Consider the following 16,121-nt stretch of genomic DNA (forward strand, 5'->3'; position numbering starts at 1 on the left):
CCGCTACGGTTCCCCGCATGGCTGACAATCTGATGTGGAACGGGCCAGGCACCACGCCGGCCGGAGCCCCCGCGGCGCACCAGCCGCCGCCCATGCCGGACGGGCCGCCCGCCGAGCCCGTGGTCGGCAGGCGCACCATCGCCGAAATCACCGCGCTGCTCGACAACATCCGGTACGCGGTCGAGACCAAGGGCCACCAGCTGGAGGAGTTCCACGAAGGGGTCCGCGCCGCCTACAGCTGGGCGGTTGGCCGGGGCCCCTCCCCGATCACCGACCGGGCCGCCGGCATCCCCGACGTCCGGCAGCTGCGGGCGGAGGACGACGCCGCCGAGGACGCCCTGAGGTCAAGCTCCCGCCGCAGGTACGCCAACGGGGTGCAGCACGCGGTGATGTGGGTCCGAGGGGCCACCGACGATCAGCCGTGGCTCAGCTGGCAGTAGCCGGGGCCGGCCCGGGAACGACGAAGCCCGCCGCTGCTCAGCAGAGGCGGGCTTCGCGGTGCCGACGTCAGGCCGTAGCGCTTTCGGCGCCTTCGGAGTCGGAGGCCGCAGCCTGCGCGGGGAGGACCACCGCGGGCCACGGCGCCCGCCCGGCCACCCCGTGCAGTTCCTTTGTCAGGTCCTGGAGCTGGTTGAGGAGACGGCGGTACCGCTCGTGGTCGCCTTCGTCGATGGCCGCCTCGAAGTTGGGCCGCTTGATGGTCTTACGCGCGGACCGGAGATCGGCGAGGGCCTGGTCGAGCGCGTCGAGCTGCGGAGTCTCGACGATCTCCGCCACGTGCACGCCGTCGCCGCCCTCTACCCCCTCCGGCTTGTTCGAATCATCCTCGAACGGTCCGGGACCAATTGGTCCCGGATTCGCAGGCTCCACGAACAGGGCACGCGCCCACTCGTCCAGGGCCCGCTGCCGCTCCTCCGGAATCTCCGGCAGTTCCGCATCCTCGACGACCTCGCGGAACTCCTCCACGACCTTCGCCGTGACCCGGTTCCCCGTCTCGCTGGCCACGCTCCCGAGGACGACATACATGTCCTCCGCGAGGTCCTCCGGCAGGGTCTTCTTCTCCTTGCCCTTGGCCTTGGTCAGCTCCCGGATCTGCCCCTCTACGGGGGCCTCCCCCGTGCGCTCCGTGATGGCCAGGGCCAGCTTCGAGCCGGTCACCCACCGGCGGGCCTGACGCGGCACCACCTCGGGCACCAGGGCCGCCATGTACTCCTCTAGGCCGGAGTAGTCGCCACGGAACCACTTGCCCTTCGCGGCAGCGGCGAATCCCTGCCCCATCACCCAGATCGCAGCCCGGCCTGCCTCGCTCGCGGCGAGGATGACCTCTTCGGTCTTCCCCTTCTGGATCTTCTCGCTCTCCGTCAGCGGCGACGTGTCGTCCTCGCCGACCTCGACGATGTCGTCCAGCTTCGGCAGCGAGGCCGCCAGACCCGCGACCGCGCTGACCGCCCCCAGGGTGTCGGAGCCCCCGTCGATCAGGCCGTTGGTCCGTTCGGCGACGTCGGCACTCTGGGCTCCGCCGTTGAGGCCGGCGAACGCGTCGGGGTCGATGTCACGGTTGCCCACGGATCAGCCTGCTTTCTGGTCGGTGGAGATGAGGAGGCCGGCCGCCCGGTCGTAGTCCAGGCACGGCTTGTCGCCGGGGGCGTACATCCGCAGGGGCCGCTTGTTCAGCGTGGACCAGCCCGCGTTCGTGGACTCGCGGGCCGGGACGATCAGGGCGTCGGGGAAGCCCTTGGACATCTCCTGCCCGATCTTCCGGTGCAGAGAGTCCTTCTTGAAGTCGGTGAAGAAGATGGCCCGCAGCGCGAGGTCCGGGTTCATCCGCTCCTTGATGCTGTTGACCGTGGTGATGATGTTGCCGGTGCCCTCGACCTCCAGGCCGCCGTCCTGGATGGCGATGACGAGGTCCTGCGCCGCGATCAGAGCCGAGATGCTGATCTTGTCCAGGTTGGGGCCCAAGTCGAAGAGGTTGATGTCCCACTCGCCCGTGTCGGCGCGCAGGGCGTCCCGCAGCAGGGTCTCGGGGCTGAGGACCTTCGAGGAGTTCGCGCTCTCCACGTCGCTCAGGTCCGGGTCGGAGGGGATGAAGTAGAGCCCGCGGTAGATCGTGGGGTGTGTGGCCTGCGCGAGGGTGGCCTGTCCGAAGAACACGTCCCGCAGAGTGTGCCGCGGGCCCACCTCTGGATAGCAGGTCTCCCGGAGCCAGACCGTCAGCGCGGCCTTCTGCGGATCGGCGTCGATCAGCCTGGTCCGCAGACCGCGCGCCGCGAAGGCCATGGCCAGCTCCAGCGACGTGATGGTCTTGCCCACGCCGCCCTTCTGGTTGCCCACCACGATGGTCCGCGGCGTGTTGGCCGACCGGAAGGTGGCGGGAACCACGATGGAGGGACGCCACTTGTGGAACGCGGTGGTGGTGTCCCATTCGGTGACGATGTCGAGGAAGTCGAGATCCGCATCGAGCACCGGCACCGGTACGGTCTGGGGTTGCAGTGCAGTCATAGCCCGGACCGTACCGGGTGCACACGCGCCAGCGGCCCGCTCCGTCGTATGACGGGCGGGCCGCTGGCGTGTCGGGCCTTTGGGCCCGGGTCAGTTGCCCGGGTCCCCCTTCCCGCTCTTCGCCTCAGCCGGACGGCGCTTGGAGATGTTGCCCTCCACCCACTCGAAGAAGGCCGGGTCCGCGAAGTCGTTCACCGTGAAGGCGGGCGGGGCCGGCGTCGGGTTGTCAGCCGTCGCCTGCACCGGGACCGGGACCGGGTGCTTCGGCCGCTGGAGACCGTCCCGGGGAAGGCCGCAGTCGTTCAACTCCTCCTTGAGGATCCGTTCGACATGCGGCCACCACCGGGCCAGCCACTCCGCGGACCGGGTCGGGGGCGCCTTCTTGTCGTACGACCAGTACCAGTTCGCGCACAGGGAGGTCAGCTCGATGCGCAGCTTGGTGTGCCGGTACCAGCACGGCTTCCACACCGGCTGGGCGAAGATCGGCCAGAGCTTGTTCTGGCACCACTCCGTCAGCCAGTCCCACAGAGCGCGGGCCTGCTCCTGGTCGAGGTCGTCGGTCCAGTTCGGCGCCGTACCCGGCCAGTTCTCGACCTCCTTCTCCGGCTCTTCCTCCTCCGGTTCGGCCTGCATCTGCTGGATAGCCACCGTGACGGCAGCGAGCGTCTCCCGCAGGGATCCCACGTTCTCGTCGAGGCGCTCCAGCGCGACGGCGAGGTCCTGGTCCTCCAGGGACTGCACCCGACCGCGGACACCGGACAGGTCACCGGTGAGACGCAGCAGCATCTCCATGGGGTCGAGCTTGAAATCTGCCATCAGAAGGCCCCCGCGTCGTCGTCGTCCCAGCCGTCCGCGTACGGGTCGCCGCCGGCCGGGCCGTCGGTGCCGGTCTTGCGCAGCTGCGTGGGCTGCTGGATCTTCTCGGCAGGCTGGTCCGTGACGGGCTGGGGCTGCGGCGGCACCTGCTCCAGGTGGTTGGTCGGCGCGTAGAGGGGCATCTCCGGGGGCTTGGGCTGCGGCGGGACGACCTCGCCGCGCACGACCTGGTGGTCGCGCTGGCCGGGCACCGGCGTGATGGTCCAGCCGCTGGCCGCCGGGTCGGCGGTCCACGGGCTGGTGTCCGTGCTGGCGGGCGCCCACGGGTTCTGGGGCTGCGGGGGCCCCCACAGGTCTGCGGGGAACTCCACCGGCGCCGCCGGGGCGGGCGCGGCCACCGGGGCCCGCGCGGCGAGCTTGAGCTTGCGCTTACGGCTCTTGAGTTCTGCCTTCGCCGCCTTCGCGTCCGCCTTCGCGGCGCCCTGGATGTCCTTGCGGTCCCACACGGGGGTGAACCGCACGATGACAGGGCCCCCCAGGTGCTTGCGCAGGACGAGGATCTCTCCGGGCTCCAGGTTCATGATGTCGGCGGGCGTCATGGTGTCGACTTCGACGTGGGTCCACGAGGTGGACTCCTTCATCGTGCCGTCGGCACCCGGGGACTTCGAGTGCGACTCCTTCCTCTCCTTGTGCTTGCCGCACAGCTTGGAGAGGCCGTCCAGGTGCTCCTCGTTGCTGAGGCCGCCCATGACCAGCTTCACGCAGTTGTCCCAGATCGTCTGGTAGCCGTGCTTGCCCCACCGTTCGTGGATCTGCGCGGGGCTCTGGAAAACCGCGTGGATGTTGATACCCAGGCCGCGGCTGTCTGCGGTCCAACGCTCCAGGGGGACGCTGCAGATCAGGGCCGCTTCATCCAGGACCATCGTCCACGGCGGGTCGAGGCGACCGCCCCGGTTCTGCTGCGCCAGCACCCGCGCCGTTTCGTAGATCTCACCGGTGAAGCAGGTGAACAGCGGGCCGATACTGCCCATGCCGTCCTCGCGACCGAGGAGGTAGAGGGTGTCCCGCGAGCGCAAGTAGGCGGCGATGTCGAACTGGGGGGTGCCCGGGTCGTGGGCCGCCTCCACGATCCGCTGGACGCGGGGCGAGTCCAGGAACATGAACGTTTTCGACAGGGTGCCGAAAACGTTTTCCGAGGTCGTGGGCTTACCCTCGACCTTCTGCACCTGCTCCAGGTCCTCCTTCCAGCCGCGCGGGGCGACCGGGCGGCTGGGGTTGAAGGGGTCGGGGTGCTCGAACTTCTCGAAGATGGCGATGGCTTCGATGTTGCGGACGTTCTTCGCCCAGCGGGCCACGTCCAGCAGGCTCAGCCCGTCGGCGTCGGCCGCCCACAGGAACGCCTTCAGGACGCTGTAGGACGCGGTCTGCCAGAACGTGCGGTTCTCCACACCCTTGGTCGCGTCACTGCCGTCGAGGAGGTACTGGGCCCGGCGCATGGAGCGCTCGACGCCCAGTTCGGGGTCGGCGCAGCCGATCACCGGGTCCCAGGCGATGTCCGAGTGGCGTCCGGCGATGCCCTGCGGGTTCCAGAGAAGGATGCGGCCGATCCGGGCGCGCATCCGCTCCGTCAGTTCGACGATGTCGTACTTGGGCGACGTCGCCAGGACTGCACCCTCAGCGTCGATGATCCAGTTGGCGATCTTCGCGGTCTTGCCCGCGCCCATCGGGGCGAGCGTGAGGGAGCTCTCCTCGATGGACATGTACAGGTGCAGCTTGGTCTTGCGGTCCTGTCCGAGGTACACCCCGACCGCGTTCGCGGGCACCTTGCGGGCCGGGACGTCGGCGAGGCTGGGGCGCAGCGTCTTGCGCTTCTTGACCAGCTGGCGGTGCCCCAGGTTCCTCCGCAGCTTCGCCTTACCGGCGAAGCCGTCCGACTCGCGGGTGAAGTCGAAGTCGCCGCGCAGCTTCATGTAGGTGGCGCCGGCCAGGCCGAGGCCCAGGCCCACCGTCAGCAGCGGCTGAGCCGCGAAGAGTCCCGCGGCGCCGTCCGCCAGGCCACCGAAGACCGTGCCCAGGATGTCGCCCGCGTCCGTGGCGTTGCCGGTCGTGGTCTCCGCCGCGAGGAACGTGGCGGGCGCGGCCAGGGCGGTGTAGCGCACCGCCGGACGCCCGAGCAGGGGGGTGGAGAACAGCACGCTCTTGAGGGCGTCCCCCTCGATCGGCTCCCACGTCTTGGGCTGGTCGGCGATCTCCCCGGGCGCCGACCGGGCCGTGTCCCCGGCCGTGATGTTGGCGGGAAGGATGGTCGAGTCGGTCGTGGTGCTGGCCTTACTGTTGTCGTCGTTCACGAAGGTCTCCTTCGTAGCGGGCCTCGGTGCGTAGCCGCCAAGCTCAAAGCGCACCGGGGCCACTCCTGTTGGTATACGTCCCTGCACTGACATGCGTTGCATAGTTTTCGCCGATCGTCACGGACTTGCCGCGCCTGGTGGCGCAGTCTCCCGTCTGGTGGTCTGACAGGCGCAGACTGCCCGCCAGACCGGACACCTTCGGATTCGCGAGCCCGCGGTGCGGGAGCGATCCGGTGCCCTGGTCTCCAGGAGGAGTGGTCCTCATGTCGATCACTGTGTAGGCGCGGCCCTGTGGACAGAGACCGGCGATTGCGGCGGTCACTGCTCGCCCTGGGGAAGGTCTTCTTCGCGGGGCCCGGGGATACTGCCCAGGCCCTGCTCGTACTGGGCGATCAGGTCTTCCGTGATGTGGGTCTTCTTCACGGTCTCGAACTTGAGGTCGTAGCCGCGCTCTTCGGCCGCCGCGACGATCGCACGAGCCAGCGGCCGGCCACGCAGCACCCGCACGTCCCCAGGCAGGGTCCGGTACATCTCCTCGACCCGGGCCCGCGTGTTGGCGCCCCGGCCGCCGCGCACCGGCTGCTGAGCCTGCTGCTCCTCGCCCTGCTCTTCGCCGAGGTCCTCGACCTTGGCCTGGACGCGGGCCGGGCCCGCAGCACGGGCCGGGGCAGCGGGTTCCATCTGCTGCGGGACCTCCGGCAGGAGGTTCTCCTCGTAGACGAACGACTCCGGCGTCTGCTCGGCGACCGGGGCCTGCTCGACGAACGGCTCCGGCGCGGGGGCCTCAACCGGCTCGTACGCAGCGACGACCGGGTCACCGTAGACGTGCTCCGGCCCGTACGGCTGGGCAAGGACCGCCTGCTCGTACGTGGGAGGCGTCCATCCCCCGCTGTACTGCAGGCCGACCGGGCGGTCCGCCGGGACCTGCAGGGTGGGGCCGACGACGTCCGTGGGGACGGCGTACTGGTCGGCGAGGAACGGCGGTTGCTGCTCGACGAACTGGACAGCCTCTTCGTAGTCCTGCTCGGCAGGCTCCGGGCTGGCCACCTCCAGGACCTCAGGCTGAGGCTGCGGTTCGACCTCCACCGCTTCCAGGTCCGCGCCCTGCTCCGCAGCCGGCGGGAGCTCCTTCACCTGCTGGGGCTGGAAGAGCGCGGGCACCTCGCGGCCGGTTGCGACAAGGACGGCGGGAACGGTCTCCGACAGGGGCTTGCCGAAACGGGCCAGGCGCAGCGGCATCAGCAGCTCGACCGGCGCCACCTTCTTCCACTTCTTGCCGAACTCCGACTCCAGCCACGTGCGGTACACGTACCGGTCCTGCTCCAGCTTGATGGTCTGCTCGTACGACCGCAGCTCCCACAGCTTCATGCGGCGCCACAGCAGGAACGTCGGTCCCGGGGAGAGCAGCCACCGGCTGGCCCGCACACCCTCCATGTGCCGGTCTGCGGTGACGTCCGCGATCCGGCCCACCGCGTGCCGCGCCGCCTCGACCGTGACCACGAACAGCATCGGGATCACGGCGTGCATACCGACCCCGAGCGGGTCCGGCCAGGCCGCCGCGCCGTTGAACGCGATCGTTGCCACCGTGAGCAGCCACGCCGTCTGGCGCAGCAGCGGGAACGGGATCCGGATCCACGTCAGCAGTAGGTCCAGCGCCAGCAGTACGCAGATGCCCGCGTCGATGCCGATCGGGAAGACCAGCGCGAAGGTGCCGAATCCCTTCTTCACGGCGAGAGCCCGGACCGCCGTGTACGAACCGGCGAAGCCGATGCCCGCGATGACGACGGCGCCGGCCACCACCACGCCGATCAGGATCTTGTGGGTCCGGGTCAGCTGGAGGACCACCCTGGTGCCCGTGGTCCTGGGCTTCTCCGCTGTCTCGGCTGTCATTCGTCCCTCCCTTCTTCTTTCTCAGGCCGTTCCTGCAAGCTCTTGATGTAGGCGAGGGCGTTGACGCGCAGCTCCTCCTCCGTGTCTCCGGCGAGGAGTTCCGGGTGCGCGACCAGCAGGTCGATGCCCACACGGATCAGCGTGTTCTCCGTGATGCGTTCGGACTTGCGGGTCCGTGCCTTCATCAGCTCCCTGGCAAGGGAGGTCAGTTCGCTGTACTGGTCATCTCGCATCGGAACCCACTTCGGCCGTCCTTCGCTGGACGGTGATGAAGCGCGCTTCGACGGCGGGACGTTGTCCGCCATGGGTCCCCCTGGGGATCTTGGGATTGCTGACCCCAAGAGGTTAGGGGTCCGAGCCTGTGGAAACGGCCCGGTCGGAACCCGTACGCGGACCATGGGGCTGGTCCCCATTTCCACCTCCCTGTTTCGACTACGAGAAGAATCTAACCCAATGACCCTTGAAGTTCAAGGGTTGAGGGGTTATGTTTGTTGAGCACGAACGAGAGGGGCCCCGGGGCTTGCAGGCCCCGAAACCCCTCTCCACCAGGGCTTGCAGGCCCCGGCGCACCACCCGGACAGGCGCAGTGAACGCCTTCCGGACCAGGACACCCCTATGTGGAAGGGATCTCCGTGAACCAGTCTCTCAGTCTCCTGCCCGGCATCGATCTCAAGGTCGACGACCTCCCCGCCCTGCGCCTCTCCCCCGAGGGCGAGCGCGCCTTCCCGGTCGTCGCCGGACCGCGCCGACTGGCCGTCACCGGCCGCATCGGGGCGAAGTGCCGCGACTGCCGCGACTTCGAGAGCGTCATCACCCAGGCCGGCACCGTCCTCTGCAAGAGCACCGCGCACGCCGAGCCCAAGCCCGCGCTGCCGACCCGCCCGACCCCGCACGAGCGGGACGGCCGCCAGCCCGAGCCGCAGCCCACCCGCCCGCGCTCCCTGCTCGTCCGCTGACGTGATCCCGGACCCCGCGGCGAACGCCGCGCTGCAGCGGGCGGAGGACGCGATGAAGGCCGCCGAGGCCGCCCGCGCCCAGTCCGCCGAGCTGATCGCCGCACGCGCACAGGCCGCTTCGTCCCAGACGACCGCCGGCCACTGACCCACCCTGTCCGTCCCGGGCGGTCGAGGCACGGCCCCCCGCCCGGGGCGGACAGCACCCCCTTCTTCTCCTTGCGGAGGCTACTGTGCCCTCGAAGATCACCACGATGCTGGCGACGTTCCTGTTCGTCGCCCAGGCCCCCATCGACGAGTTCGCCGTCAATCCGGCCCGGACCCGCGAACTGATCCAGGAGACCGCCGACCGGCTGGGCCCGGACGCCGTCGCCCTCGCGGTCGCCGAGAGCGCCTACTGGTACGGCCAGAACCCCGAGACCTCCGCCCCCTACATGCGCACCTGCCTGCACGCCGTCGAGCTGGCCAACGTCCAGGCCCCGGTCCCCGGCCAGCGCACGGCGGTGACCCGATGAAGGTCTCCTTCACCGACAACATCACCCCCGAGCGCGTGGCCGCCCTGGTCGCCACCTTCGCCGGTGTCCTGGTCGCCATCCTCGCCATGTACGCGGGCGCCGGGATCGGCAACGTGGCCGGTGCCGGGATCCTCGCCTACGCCGCCATCGTCGCCGTCATCGCCTGGAAGATCCCCACCCTGCAGCTGGGACGCGTGGTCATCGCCACGGGCAGGGGAACCCTGATCACTGCCGTCCTCACGGTCATCGTCCTCATTGGTCTCTGGCGTTCGATCAAGGGGGCGTGATGGCGCCCGCGACGACCAACCACCTCTTCGCCGGGGGCGGAGGCGACCTCGAAGGGTTCCGGGCCGCCGGAGCCCGGCCGAGGTCCGCGTTCAACCACGCTCAGCCCGCCGTCGAGACCATCCGGCTCAACTTCCGAGGCGTACACGCCCAGTGCGAGAACATCCACGCCCTGGACATGCGCAAGCTCCCGCACGCCCAGGTCCTGGTGGGCTCCCCGATCTGCACGGAGGCCGCACCGGCGGGCGGGAACAGCGCGCCCCGGCTGGCCACCCTCGACGACGCTGTCGAAGAGGCTGACACCGACGCCGTCGAACCCGACGACCTCCAGACCCGCCCCAAGGACTGGTCCCAGACCCGGGCCACCGCCTTCGACCTGATCCGCGCCGAGGAGTGCGGCGACTACGACATCGTGTGCGGCGAGAACGTCCCCGGATTCGCCACCAGGTGGCGACTGTTCGACGACTGGCTCCGGATCTGGGACACCCTGGGCAAGACCGCCACGCTGGTCTCCTTCGACGCCGCACACCTCGACGGCGACGACTTCACCGCCCCGCCGCAGCACCGTCACCGCATCGCGTTCGCCTTCACCCGCAAGGGACTGCCCAAGCCGGACCTGCGACCCCGGCCCCGCGCGGTGTGCCCGCACTGCGGCGAGGTCCGCGGGATGCAGCAGTGGGCCCGCCCCCGGATGAGGAAGACAGCGACCTACGGCGAGGGATACCGCTACGTCTGCCCGAACCGCCGCTGCGGGCACCTCGAAGCCACCCCGCTGACCCGGCCGATCGGCGACGCCATCGACCCGACCGCGCCCACCCGCCGCTTCGGCGACGGCAAGCCCGGACGAAGGTTCCGCCCGTACGCCACCACGACCCGCGACAAGGTCGAGGCCGGGCTGCGGCAGTTCGACGGCAAACCGTTCCTGGTCATCCTGCGCAACCACAGCACCGTCCAGAGCTTGGACGAGGCCGCCCCCGCCTTCACCGCCGAGGGCAACCACCACATGTTCATCGAGCCCGCCGGCACGTCGCTCGACGACTGCCGGGTGCGGATGTTCACCAACAGGGAGAAGGCCCGCGGGCAGGGATTCCCCGACTCCCACGAGTTCGCCGGCACCGCCACCGAGGTCAACCGGCAGATTGGCAACGCCTTCCCCCCGACCTCCGCCCGCTGGCTCGCCGAGCGCCTGCTGGAGGTCCTGCCGTGACCCGCAAGCACTTCGACCCCCAGATGAACGGCGGTACCCAGCTCGGCTTCGACATCCTCGACGAGGACCAGGCCCACGAGGAGCCCGCCCCCGCCGACGAGGCACCCGCCTCCCAGGCCACCACCGGGCAGGCCGGGGCGGACCAGTGAGGAGGCTGACCCGCAGGGCGGAGGAAGCGCTGCTCGGGGCGATGATCTTCCGCCCCGAGGCACTCCCCTCGATGCGCTGGATACCGCCGGGGGCCTTCTCCCGCCCGGACCACGGCGCCCTGTGGAGGACTCTCCACTCGATCGACTTCACCACGGTGGCCCGCAACGACATCCCGGCCGCGATCACCGCAGCCGTGGCCCGGATCGAGGCCCAGGGCATCCGCCAGATCCTCACCCCCTCCCGCCTCTCCCAGCTGGCCGAGACCTGCCCCGACCCGAAGACCGCACCGCTGTACGCCGGAATGACGCTGGAGTCCGCGATCCACCGGTCCGTAGAGCACGCCGGTGAACAGCTGCGCACCACCGCCCGCCAGACCGACACCGACCAGGCGCTCCAGGCCCTGGACCAGGGAGACAAGACCAGGCAGCGGCTCGCCTCCCTGGAAGCCGCCTGGAAGACCGCCCCGGAGACCGTACGGAACCTGCTCGACACCAACCCCGAGCAGACCGTCGCCCCCGTCCCGCGCACCGAGCGGGCCCGCACCGACGTGCAGGCCGAGGGGCAGACCGTCGCCTCACTGCTCTACCAGCCCGGCCAGATGGGCGAGGTCACCGGCTGGCTGGAGTCGACGGACTTCTCGCACCCGCAGCTGGCCGCGGTCTACCGGGCCATGGTCACGCTCGACGAGCGGCACGCGCCGATCGACCCGCTGACCGTCGCGTGGGAGGCACAGCGCCACCCCGGACCGAACCCGAGCGAACAGGTCCTCGCCGAGCTGGAGCAGGCCGGGATGTGCGGCACCGCCGCCTACACCGGCAGCCAGGTCCTGAACACCGCCGCCCTCGACCGGCTCGACGCCGCCGGCCACGACCTGCGCAACTACGCCCGCCACCCCGGGCTCCCCCCGTCCGCCCTGATCGGCCACGCCGAGCACGCCCTGCAGCCGCTCGCCGCCGACCGCGAACGCATCCACCACGCCGACCGCGAGCCGGAACTGGCCAGCGACAAGGAGCCCGCCCCACCCGCTCCGGTCCCCTCGCCCGAACTCACCGCCCCCCAGCACGAGATGGAGATCTGACCCGTGAACAGCGAGCCCGTGAAGTTCGACCCGACGCAATACCTGATCAGCCGCGAGCACCAGATCACCGCCCCGTACCTGCCCGACACCGAACCCCTGCCGCCCGTCCGCAGCGCGGCCCGCGTCATCTGGGAGCACTTCGGCCGTATCGCCCCGGCCCTGGTCACCACCGCGGCGACCGCACTGGCGTGGGCGTGGCACGAGCAGCTCCCCGACGGCTCCACTCAACCGCTGTGGATCAGCGGGCTGCTGGCCGCCCTCGCCGGAGCCGCCGGGACCATTTCGGCCTCGAAGCAGCACGGCGAGGCGGAGACCACCCGGGCCGCGTTCGCCGCCAGCGGCACCCTCGCCCTGGTCGGCATCGCCGCCTGGACCCCCGACTGGCCGCTGCGCACCCTGATGTGGCTGCTGGGCACCGCCGCCGTCTACGCGGTGTGCGCCCCCCTGTGGCGCGGAGACCGCAGCCAGGAGCGTGAGCACCGCCACGAGCGGGTGATGGCGCAGACCGAGGGCCGCACCGCCGTGGCCATCGCCATGGTCGAGGGACAGACCCGCGTAACCGAGGCCCAGCTGGCCCACCAGACGGAGGTCGCCCGCGTCACGGCGATCAGCCAGAGCGTCGAAGCGCTGGTCGCCGCCAGCGCCGCCCGCGAGACCCGCGCGGTGGCTCCCGGCGACGAACTGAACGTGGCCGCCCTGCTCAAGGCCGCCGGCCACGCCGCCCCGGTCGAGCTGGCCGCCGCCGACCGCGAGGGCTGGCCCCGGTGAAGTTCACCGCGCCGCAGGGACGGCTGATCAGGCACTGGCAGGGCCACACCGTCGAGGTCAGCGAGCGGGGGCTGACCATCGACGGCCGCACCGTCGACCCGACCCCCCTCCTCGCCACCGACGCCGTGCGCCCCAACGAGAACCCCCGCACCCACCCCGCGCTGCAGTTCCTGCCGGGCGGCTCCCTGGTCTACCGCGGCCACGTCCAGGCCGAGCTCCACCCCGGCCAGGTCACCGTGCACGGCCCCCAGGGCGCCGCCTGGCCGCCCGAGACCGAACAGCATCCGGGACCAATTGGTCCCGGATCCGACCGCGACGACGACCTCGACATCGACTTCTGACCCCGCCACCACCCGAGACAGGAAGGACCACCACCATGACCACCACCAACACCGAGCAGGACCCCCAAGCCGCCCACCAGCAGGAGGTCGCCGGACTGCTCCCGGCCCTCGCCCAGCTCGACAGGACCGCCACCGAGCTGGAGCAGAACGCCGCCGCAGGCAAGGACGTCACCGCCGCCGACATCGGCATGTACGAGCACCAGGCCGCCCACGTCCGGCACCTCGCCGACGCCGCCGGCGTCACCATCCAGGAAGTCGCCCAGGCGGAGAAGAAGCACCAGGGCGACGGTGACAAGGGGTTCGCCGGCCGCGCCCTGGACCACGCCACCCACCCCCGGGACTTCCAGCCGACCACCACCCCCGCACCCGCCCCGGACAAGGAGCACGACCAGGACATCGACCTGTAGCACCCGGGGCTACACCCGTTAACCCAACCCACTGCCAGTCCCCCGACCAGTAGCGTTCGGGGGACTGGCGTCATGAGGAGGAACCAATGAGCGAGCATTCCTGGGAGGGCCTACAGATCGTCGAGTCCAAGGGGGTCGGGCAGGTAACCGAGACCTACGACGTCGGCGAGACCACCCGCACACGCCAGGTCCCGCAGGTGACTTACGTCCGCGCCTACCTGGACGACGGCTCAGATCGTCAAGGTCTCTGGATGACGACGCGCGACGGCGAGACCCACCAGCTGATTTCCCCATACGACGAGGACCGATCCGTCTCCTCGACCTGGGGCCAGCTGACCGCGGCCGGCGCCGCCCCCGAGCTGGGTGCGCAGATGCTCCACGGCGAGGTCGACAGCATCCGCGACGACCCCCATTTCCAGGACATTGAGAATCGACTGACCGAGTACCCGGAGCAGCTCGACTACGCCGCCGAGGACCTGGAGTCGGGCTACTACGATCAGGCCGCCTACGACCAGCGCATCGCCGAGCTGGAGCAGTACAAGGCCAAGCTGGAGGCTGAGCGGGACCTGTACCTCGCGCCCACCCCCGAGGAGGCCACCCTCGACCAGTACGCCCAGGAGCTGGCCGACGAGGGGATTACCGGCGACCCCCTCGCCCCCTACGCCCAGGAGCTGGCCGACGACGGCATCAGCGCCGACCCCCTCGCCGCCAACGACGTAGCCCCCGACTGGAAAACCGCCCCCGACTACGAGCTGGCACCGCCGGAAGGCGCCGCGCACGAGATCACGGCACCGGAGCCGCCCGCCCCCGAGCCCCCGGCCCCAGAGATCCCGGCGGCCCCGGAGATTCCGAGCTTCGACGACGACATCGACATGTGAGACCCCCAGCACTGAGCCCCGGCGGAACTGTCCGCCGGGGCTTTCGTCTTGTGAGTACCGTGCAGACATGCAGATCAACGGGGCGGAGCAACGAGGACACGTACTACTGATCGCCGGGGACCGAGCGGCGCATCGCCGCACCGTCCAGGTGGCGCCCAGCGCCAACCTCGCGGCCCTGTCCACCGTGCCCGTGCCTGTGCTGCTCGACAGCACGGTGCCGGCCGACGTCGTCCACCTCGACGGCGTGCGCGACCAGAACACCCTGCTGCTCCGGTTGCGGAACGCCGCGGCCACCCCGGGCCCGCTGCTGGTCTACCTCTCCGGCCGCCTCACCGTTGACCGCAAAGGACGCCGCCTCCACCTCGCCCAGACCGGCACCAACACCATGAACGCCCGCTACACGGCCCTGCCCTGGGAGTGGCTCCACAACGAACTGCGCGGCCGGCCCGCAGGCTGGACGATCCTGCTCCTCGACCTCGCAGCCGACAAGGCCGCGTGGGCCGAACTGCAGGAGCAGGGCAGCCTCTCCGTAGCCAACACCGCCCTGTACGGGGTCGTCAGTCCGCCCGGGTTCCCCGGCACCGGAGGCGTCAGCCCTTACACCCACCACCTGATCGAGCAGCTGCGCCGTAACCCGGACCGCCCCAACGCGACCCGGCTGCACGCCCTGACCGTCGCCGCCGCAGACCTCCCTCCGGGCGCCCTGGTCCTGCCCGCCGCCCCCGCGCTCGACCCCGCGCGCGCCCCGATGATGAGCAACCTGCAACGGCTGCTCGCCGGGGACACCTCCGTCATGTCGGAGCGCCGACGCCGGGCCGAGCCCCGGGAAGTAGCGCCGGGCCTGGAGAACCTGCGGGAGAACACGACGCCCGCCCTCGCAGCCGACTACCAGTACCCGTCACCCTCTCCAGTCCAGGCACCTGCCCCCGCCCCCGCGCCCGTACAGACCCGGCCCGTCCCCCAGCAGCAGATCGCTTCACCGCAGCCCGTCAGACCCAGCGTCGACGCCCGGGGCCGGTGGACGCTGCCCCAGCACGCGCAACAGCCAGAAACCCCCGAGCAGCCCGTACGCGCCCCGCACCCGGTCGCACCGGCTCCGGCCCCCGTGCAGCAACTCGCCCCAGTCCGCACGCCGGTGGTTCAGCCCACCCCCGCGCCTCAGCCGTACGCCGCGCCGCGGCCCCCGGCCCCGGTTCAGCCCCAGCCGCCGACCCAGCCCCCGGCCCAGCAGGACCCGCGCCCGCACATCCACGCCCTTGCCCAGGCCGGGCAGTACCGCGAGGCCGCCCGGCTGGCTCAGGCATGGGAGCAGCACACCCTGCAGACCTACGGGATCAACTCGCCCCACGCCACCCAGTGGGTCGAGATCCGGGCCGACCTTGCCAAGAGCGAGGCCAACTACCTCCTGGCGACCCAGCTGTGGATCGCGGCCGGCCGGACCCGCCTCGCACATCAGTCGCCCGACGCGCCGGAGATCCTCGCCACGGCCACCAGTGCCCACTACTGCTGGACCCAGATCACCGACCCGGCACAGGCCCGCACCTGCGGGCCCGAACTGATCAGCCTGCTGCGGGCCCTACCCGCACTCGACCGACGGCACCTGTCGATGGCCCAACAGCGACTGGAGTACCTGAACAACACGATCAGCGGACGCTGACCTGCACCCTTGGCCGCCTCTTATAGAAACGGGCCCTCAAAGGAGGGCCCGTCGGTCCAACTCGCCCGACATCGGGCGCCATCCGTACGATCACCCCATGACCATCCCCCGCCGGCCCCTGGGCCACGGCCCCCAGTCGCAGCACGATCACGCGGCCCAGGCACCCGAGGCCGCAGCCGCCCACCGCGTCCGCGCGGCCGAGGCGGACATCGCCGCCCACTCCCTGCACCGGCCCGGAAGCATGGAAGACCTGGACCGGCTGCGCGAGCGCGGAGTCCTGGGCACCCCGCCTCGACCTGAACAGGTTTCATAAACCGGCGCGCGCC

Annotated in this window: 20 protein-coding genes; 14 read left to right on the forward strand and 6 right to left on the reverse strand. The window is 70.7% G+C overall.

What is annotated here, in order from left to right; genetic code table 11:
- The first annotated feature begins 17 nt into the window (after positions 1–17).
- Positions 18–440, forward strand: coding sequence for a hypothetical protein (locus ACIBEA_RS40305; RefSeq protein WP_399268726.1), 423 nt, complete (start codon positions 18–20; stop codon positions 438–440).
- A 67-nt stretch (positions 441–507) separates the two neighbouring features.
- Here ACIBEA_RS40305 and ACIBEA_RS40310 read toward each other — a convergent pair whose 3' ends face one another.
- The 6 genes from ACIBEA_RS40310 to ACIBEA_RS40335 form a co-directional block, all read right to left on the reverse strand.
- Positions 508–1,566: a hypothetical protein gene (locus ACIBEA_RS40310; RefSeq protein WP_399268728.1), complete on the reverse strand. Its 1,059-nt coding sequence runs from the start codon at positions 1,564–1,566 to the stop codon at positions 508–510.
- Positions 1,567–1,569: 3 nt separating this feature from the next.
- Complete coding sequence (locus ACIBEA_RS40315) at positions 1,570–2,502, reverse strand: ParA family protein (protein ID WP_399268730.1); 933 nt, start codon at positions 2,500–2,502, stop codon at positions 1,570–1,572.
- Between the two features lie 90 nt (positions 2,503–2,592).
- Positions 2,593–3,318 carry a hypothetical protein gene (locus tag ACIBEA_RS40320; RefSeq protein ID WP_399268732.1) on the reverse strand — a complete coding sequence of 242 codons (726 nt, stop codon included), beginning with the start codon at positions 3,316–3,318 and terminating at the stop codon, positions 2,593–2,595.
- Entirely contained in the window at positions 3,318–5,666 is a 2,349-nt protein-coding gene (locus tag ACIBEA_RS40325; protein ID WP_399268734.1) for a type IV secretory system conjugative DNA transfer family protein, read from the reverse strand. Before ACIBEA_RS40325 ends, ACIBEA_RS40320 begins: the two co-directional genes overlap by 1 nt.
- A 318-nt stretch (positions 5,667–5,984) precedes the next feature.
- Positions 5,985–7,556, reverse strand: a complete 1,572-nt coding sequence (locus ACIBEA_RS40330) for a DUF2637 domain-containing protein (protein ID WP_399268736.1) — start codon at positions 7,554–7,556, stop codon at positions 5,985–5,987.
- Complete coding sequence (locus ACIBEA_RS40335; RefSeq protein WP_399268738.1) at positions 7,553–7,861, reverse strand: chromosome segregation ATPase; 309 nt, start codon at positions 7,859–7,861, stop codon at positions 7,553–7,555. Before ACIBEA_RS40335 ends, ACIBEA_RS40330 begins: the two co-directional genes overlap by 4 nt.
- Positions 7,862–8,188: 327 nt before the next feature.
- On the opposite strand from ACIBEA_RS40335, the gene ACIBEA_RS40340 reads away from it, so the two are divergent.
- The 13 genes from ACIBEA_RS40340 to ACIBEA_RS40400 all read left to right on the forward strand — a co-directional run bounded on the left by ACIBEA_RS40340 (position 8,189) and on the right by ACIBEA_RS40400 (position 16,108).
- On the forward strand, positions 8,189–8,512 hold the full coding sequence (locus ACIBEA_RS40340; protein ID WP_399268739.1) for a hypothetical protein: 324 nt from the start codon (positions 8,189–8,191) through the stop codon (positions 8,510–8,512).
- Position 8,513: 1 nt separating this feature from the next.
- A complete protein-coding gene (locus ACIBEA_RS40345; RefSeq protein WP_399268741.1) occupies positions 8,514–8,657 on the forward strand; it encodes a hypothetical protein in 144 nt (47 codons plus the stop codon).
- A gap of 85 nt (positions 8,658–8,742) precedes the next feature.
- Entirely contained in the window at positions 8,743–9,024 is a 282-nt protein-coding gene (locus ACIBEA_RS40350) for a hypothetical protein (RefSeq protein ID WP_399268743.1), read from the forward strand.
- Positions 9,021–9,311, forward strand: coding sequence for a hypothetical protein (locus ACIBEA_RS40355; RefSeq protein WP_399268745.1), 291 nt, complete (start codon positions 9,021–9,023; stop codon positions 9,309–9,311). The genes ACIBEA_RS40350 and ACIBEA_RS40355 overlap by 4 nt, the downstream gene beginning before the upstream one ends.
- Positions 9,311–10,516 carry a DNA cytosine methyltransferase gene (locus ACIBEA_RS40360; protein ID WP_399268747.1) on the forward strand — a complete coding sequence of 402 codons (1,206 nt, stop codon included), beginning with the start codon at positions 9,311–9,313 and terminating at the stop codon, positions 10,514–10,516. The genes ACIBEA_RS40355 and ACIBEA_RS40360 overlap by 1 nt, the downstream gene beginning before the upstream one ends.
- A complete protein-coding gene (locus ACIBEA_RS40365) occupies positions 10,513–10,665 on the forward strand; it encodes a hypothetical protein (protein ID WP_399268749.1) in 153 nt (50 codons plus the stop codon). Before ACIBEA_RS40360 ends, ACIBEA_RS40365 begins: the two co-directional genes overlap by 4 nt.
- Positions 10,662–11,744 carry a DnaB-like helicase N-terminal domain-containing protein gene (locus ACIBEA_RS40370; protein ID WP_399268751.1) on the forward strand — a complete coding sequence of 361 codons (1,083 nt, stop codon included), beginning with the start codon at positions 10,662–10,664 and terminating at the stop codon, positions 11,742–11,744. Before ACIBEA_RS40365 ends, ACIBEA_RS40370 begins: the two co-directional genes overlap by 4 nt.
- Before the next feature lie 3 nt (positions 11,745–11,747).
- Positions 11,748–12,512: a hypothetical protein gene (locus ACIBEA_RS40375; protein WP_399268753.1), complete on the forward strand. Its 765-nt coding sequence runs from the start codon at positions 11,748–11,750 to the stop codon at positions 12,510–12,512.
- Positions 12,509–12,853 carry a hypothetical protein gene (locus tag ACIBEA_RS40380; RefSeq protein WP_399268755.1) on the forward strand — a complete coding sequence of 115 codons (345 nt, stop codon included), beginning with the start codon at positions 12,509–12,511 and terminating at the stop codon, positions 12,851–12,853. The genes ACIBEA_RS40375 and ACIBEA_RS40380 overlap by 4 nt, the downstream gene beginning before the upstream one ends.
- Before the next feature lie 35 nt (positions 12,854–12,888).
- The gene (locus tag ACIBEA_RS40385; RefSeq protein ID WP_399268756.1) at positions 12,889–13,260 is read left to right on the forward strand and encodes a hypothetical protein; all 372 of its coding nucleotides are present in this window, start codon (positions 12,889–12,891) and stop codon (positions 13,258–13,260) included.
- An 86-nt stretch (positions 13,261–13,346) separates the two neighbouring features.
- Positions 13,347–14,138, forward strand: a complete 792-nt coding sequence (locus ACIBEA_RS40390; RefSeq protein WP_399268758.1) for a hypothetical protein — start codon at positions 13,347–13,349, stop codon at positions 14,136–14,138.
- Between the two features lie 67 nt (positions 14,139–14,205).
- Entirely contained in the window at positions 14,206–15,795 is a 1,590-nt protein-coding gene (locus ACIBEA_RS40395; protein ID WP_399268760.1) for a hypothetical protein, read from the forward strand.
- 97 nt (positions 15,796–15,892) lie between these two features.
- Positions 15,893–16,108: a hypothetical protein gene (locus tag ACIBEA_RS40400; protein WP_399268762.1), complete on the forward strand. Its 216-nt coding sequence runs from the start codon at positions 15,893–15,895 to the stop codon at positions 16,106–16,108.
- The last annotated feature ends 13 nt before the right edge of the window (positions 16,109–16,121 follow it).

It is taken from the genome of Streptomyces sp. NPDC051555 (assembly GCF_044454405.1).
In the GTDB taxonomy this organism is placed as follows: domain Bacteria; phylum Actinomycetota; class Actinomycetes; order Streptomycetales; family Streptomycetaceae; genus Streptomyces.

Bases quoted from the DNA above. Each gene is read 5' to 3' on its own strand.
- ACIBEA_RS40305 (WP_399268726.1), top strand. From the start codon at position 18: ATGGCTGACAATCTGATGTGGAACGGGCCAGGCACCACGCCGGCCGGA.
- ACIBEA_RS40315 (WP_399268730.1), bottom strand. From the start codon at position 2,502: ATGACTGCACTGCAACCCCAGACCGTACCGGTGCCGGTGCTCGATGCG.
- ACIBEA_RS40320 (WP_399268732.1), bottom strand. From the start codon at position 3,318: ATGGCAGATTTCAAGCTCGACCCCATGGAGATGCTGCTGCGTCTCACC.
- ACIBEA_RS40330 (WP_399268736.1), bottom strand. From the start codon at position 7,556: ATGACAGCCGAGACAGCGGAGAAGCCCAGGACCACGGGCACCAGGGTG.
- ACIBEA_RS40335 (WP_399268738.1), bottom strand. From the start codon at position 7,861: ATGGCGGACAACGTCCCGCCGTCGAAGCGCGCTTCATCACCGTCCAGC.
- ACIBEA_RS40355 (WP_399268745.1), top strand. From the start codon at position 9,021: ATGAAGGTCTCCTTCACCGACAACATCACCCCCGAGCGCGTGGCCGCC.
- ACIBEA_RS40360 (WP_399268747.1), top strand. From the start codon at position 9,311: ATGGCGCCCGCGACGACCAACCACCTCTTCGCCGGGGGCGGAGGCGAC.
- ACIBEA_RS40385 (WP_399268756.1), top strand. From the start codon at position 12,889: ATGACCACCACCAACACCGAGCAGGACCCCCAAGCCGCCCACCAGCAG.
- ACIBEA_RS40390 (WP_399268758.1), top strand. From the start codon at position 13,347: ATGAGCGAGCATTCCTGGGAGGGCCTACAGATCGTCGAGTCCAAGGGG.
- ACIBEA_RS40395 (WP_399268760.1), top strand. From the start codon at position 14,206: ATGCAGATCAACGGGGCGGAGCAACGAGGACACGTACTACTGATCGCC.
- ACIBEA_RS40400 (WP_399268762.1), top strand. From the start codon at position 15,893: ATGACCATCCCCCGCCGGCCCCTGGGCCACGGCCCCCAGTCGCAGCAC.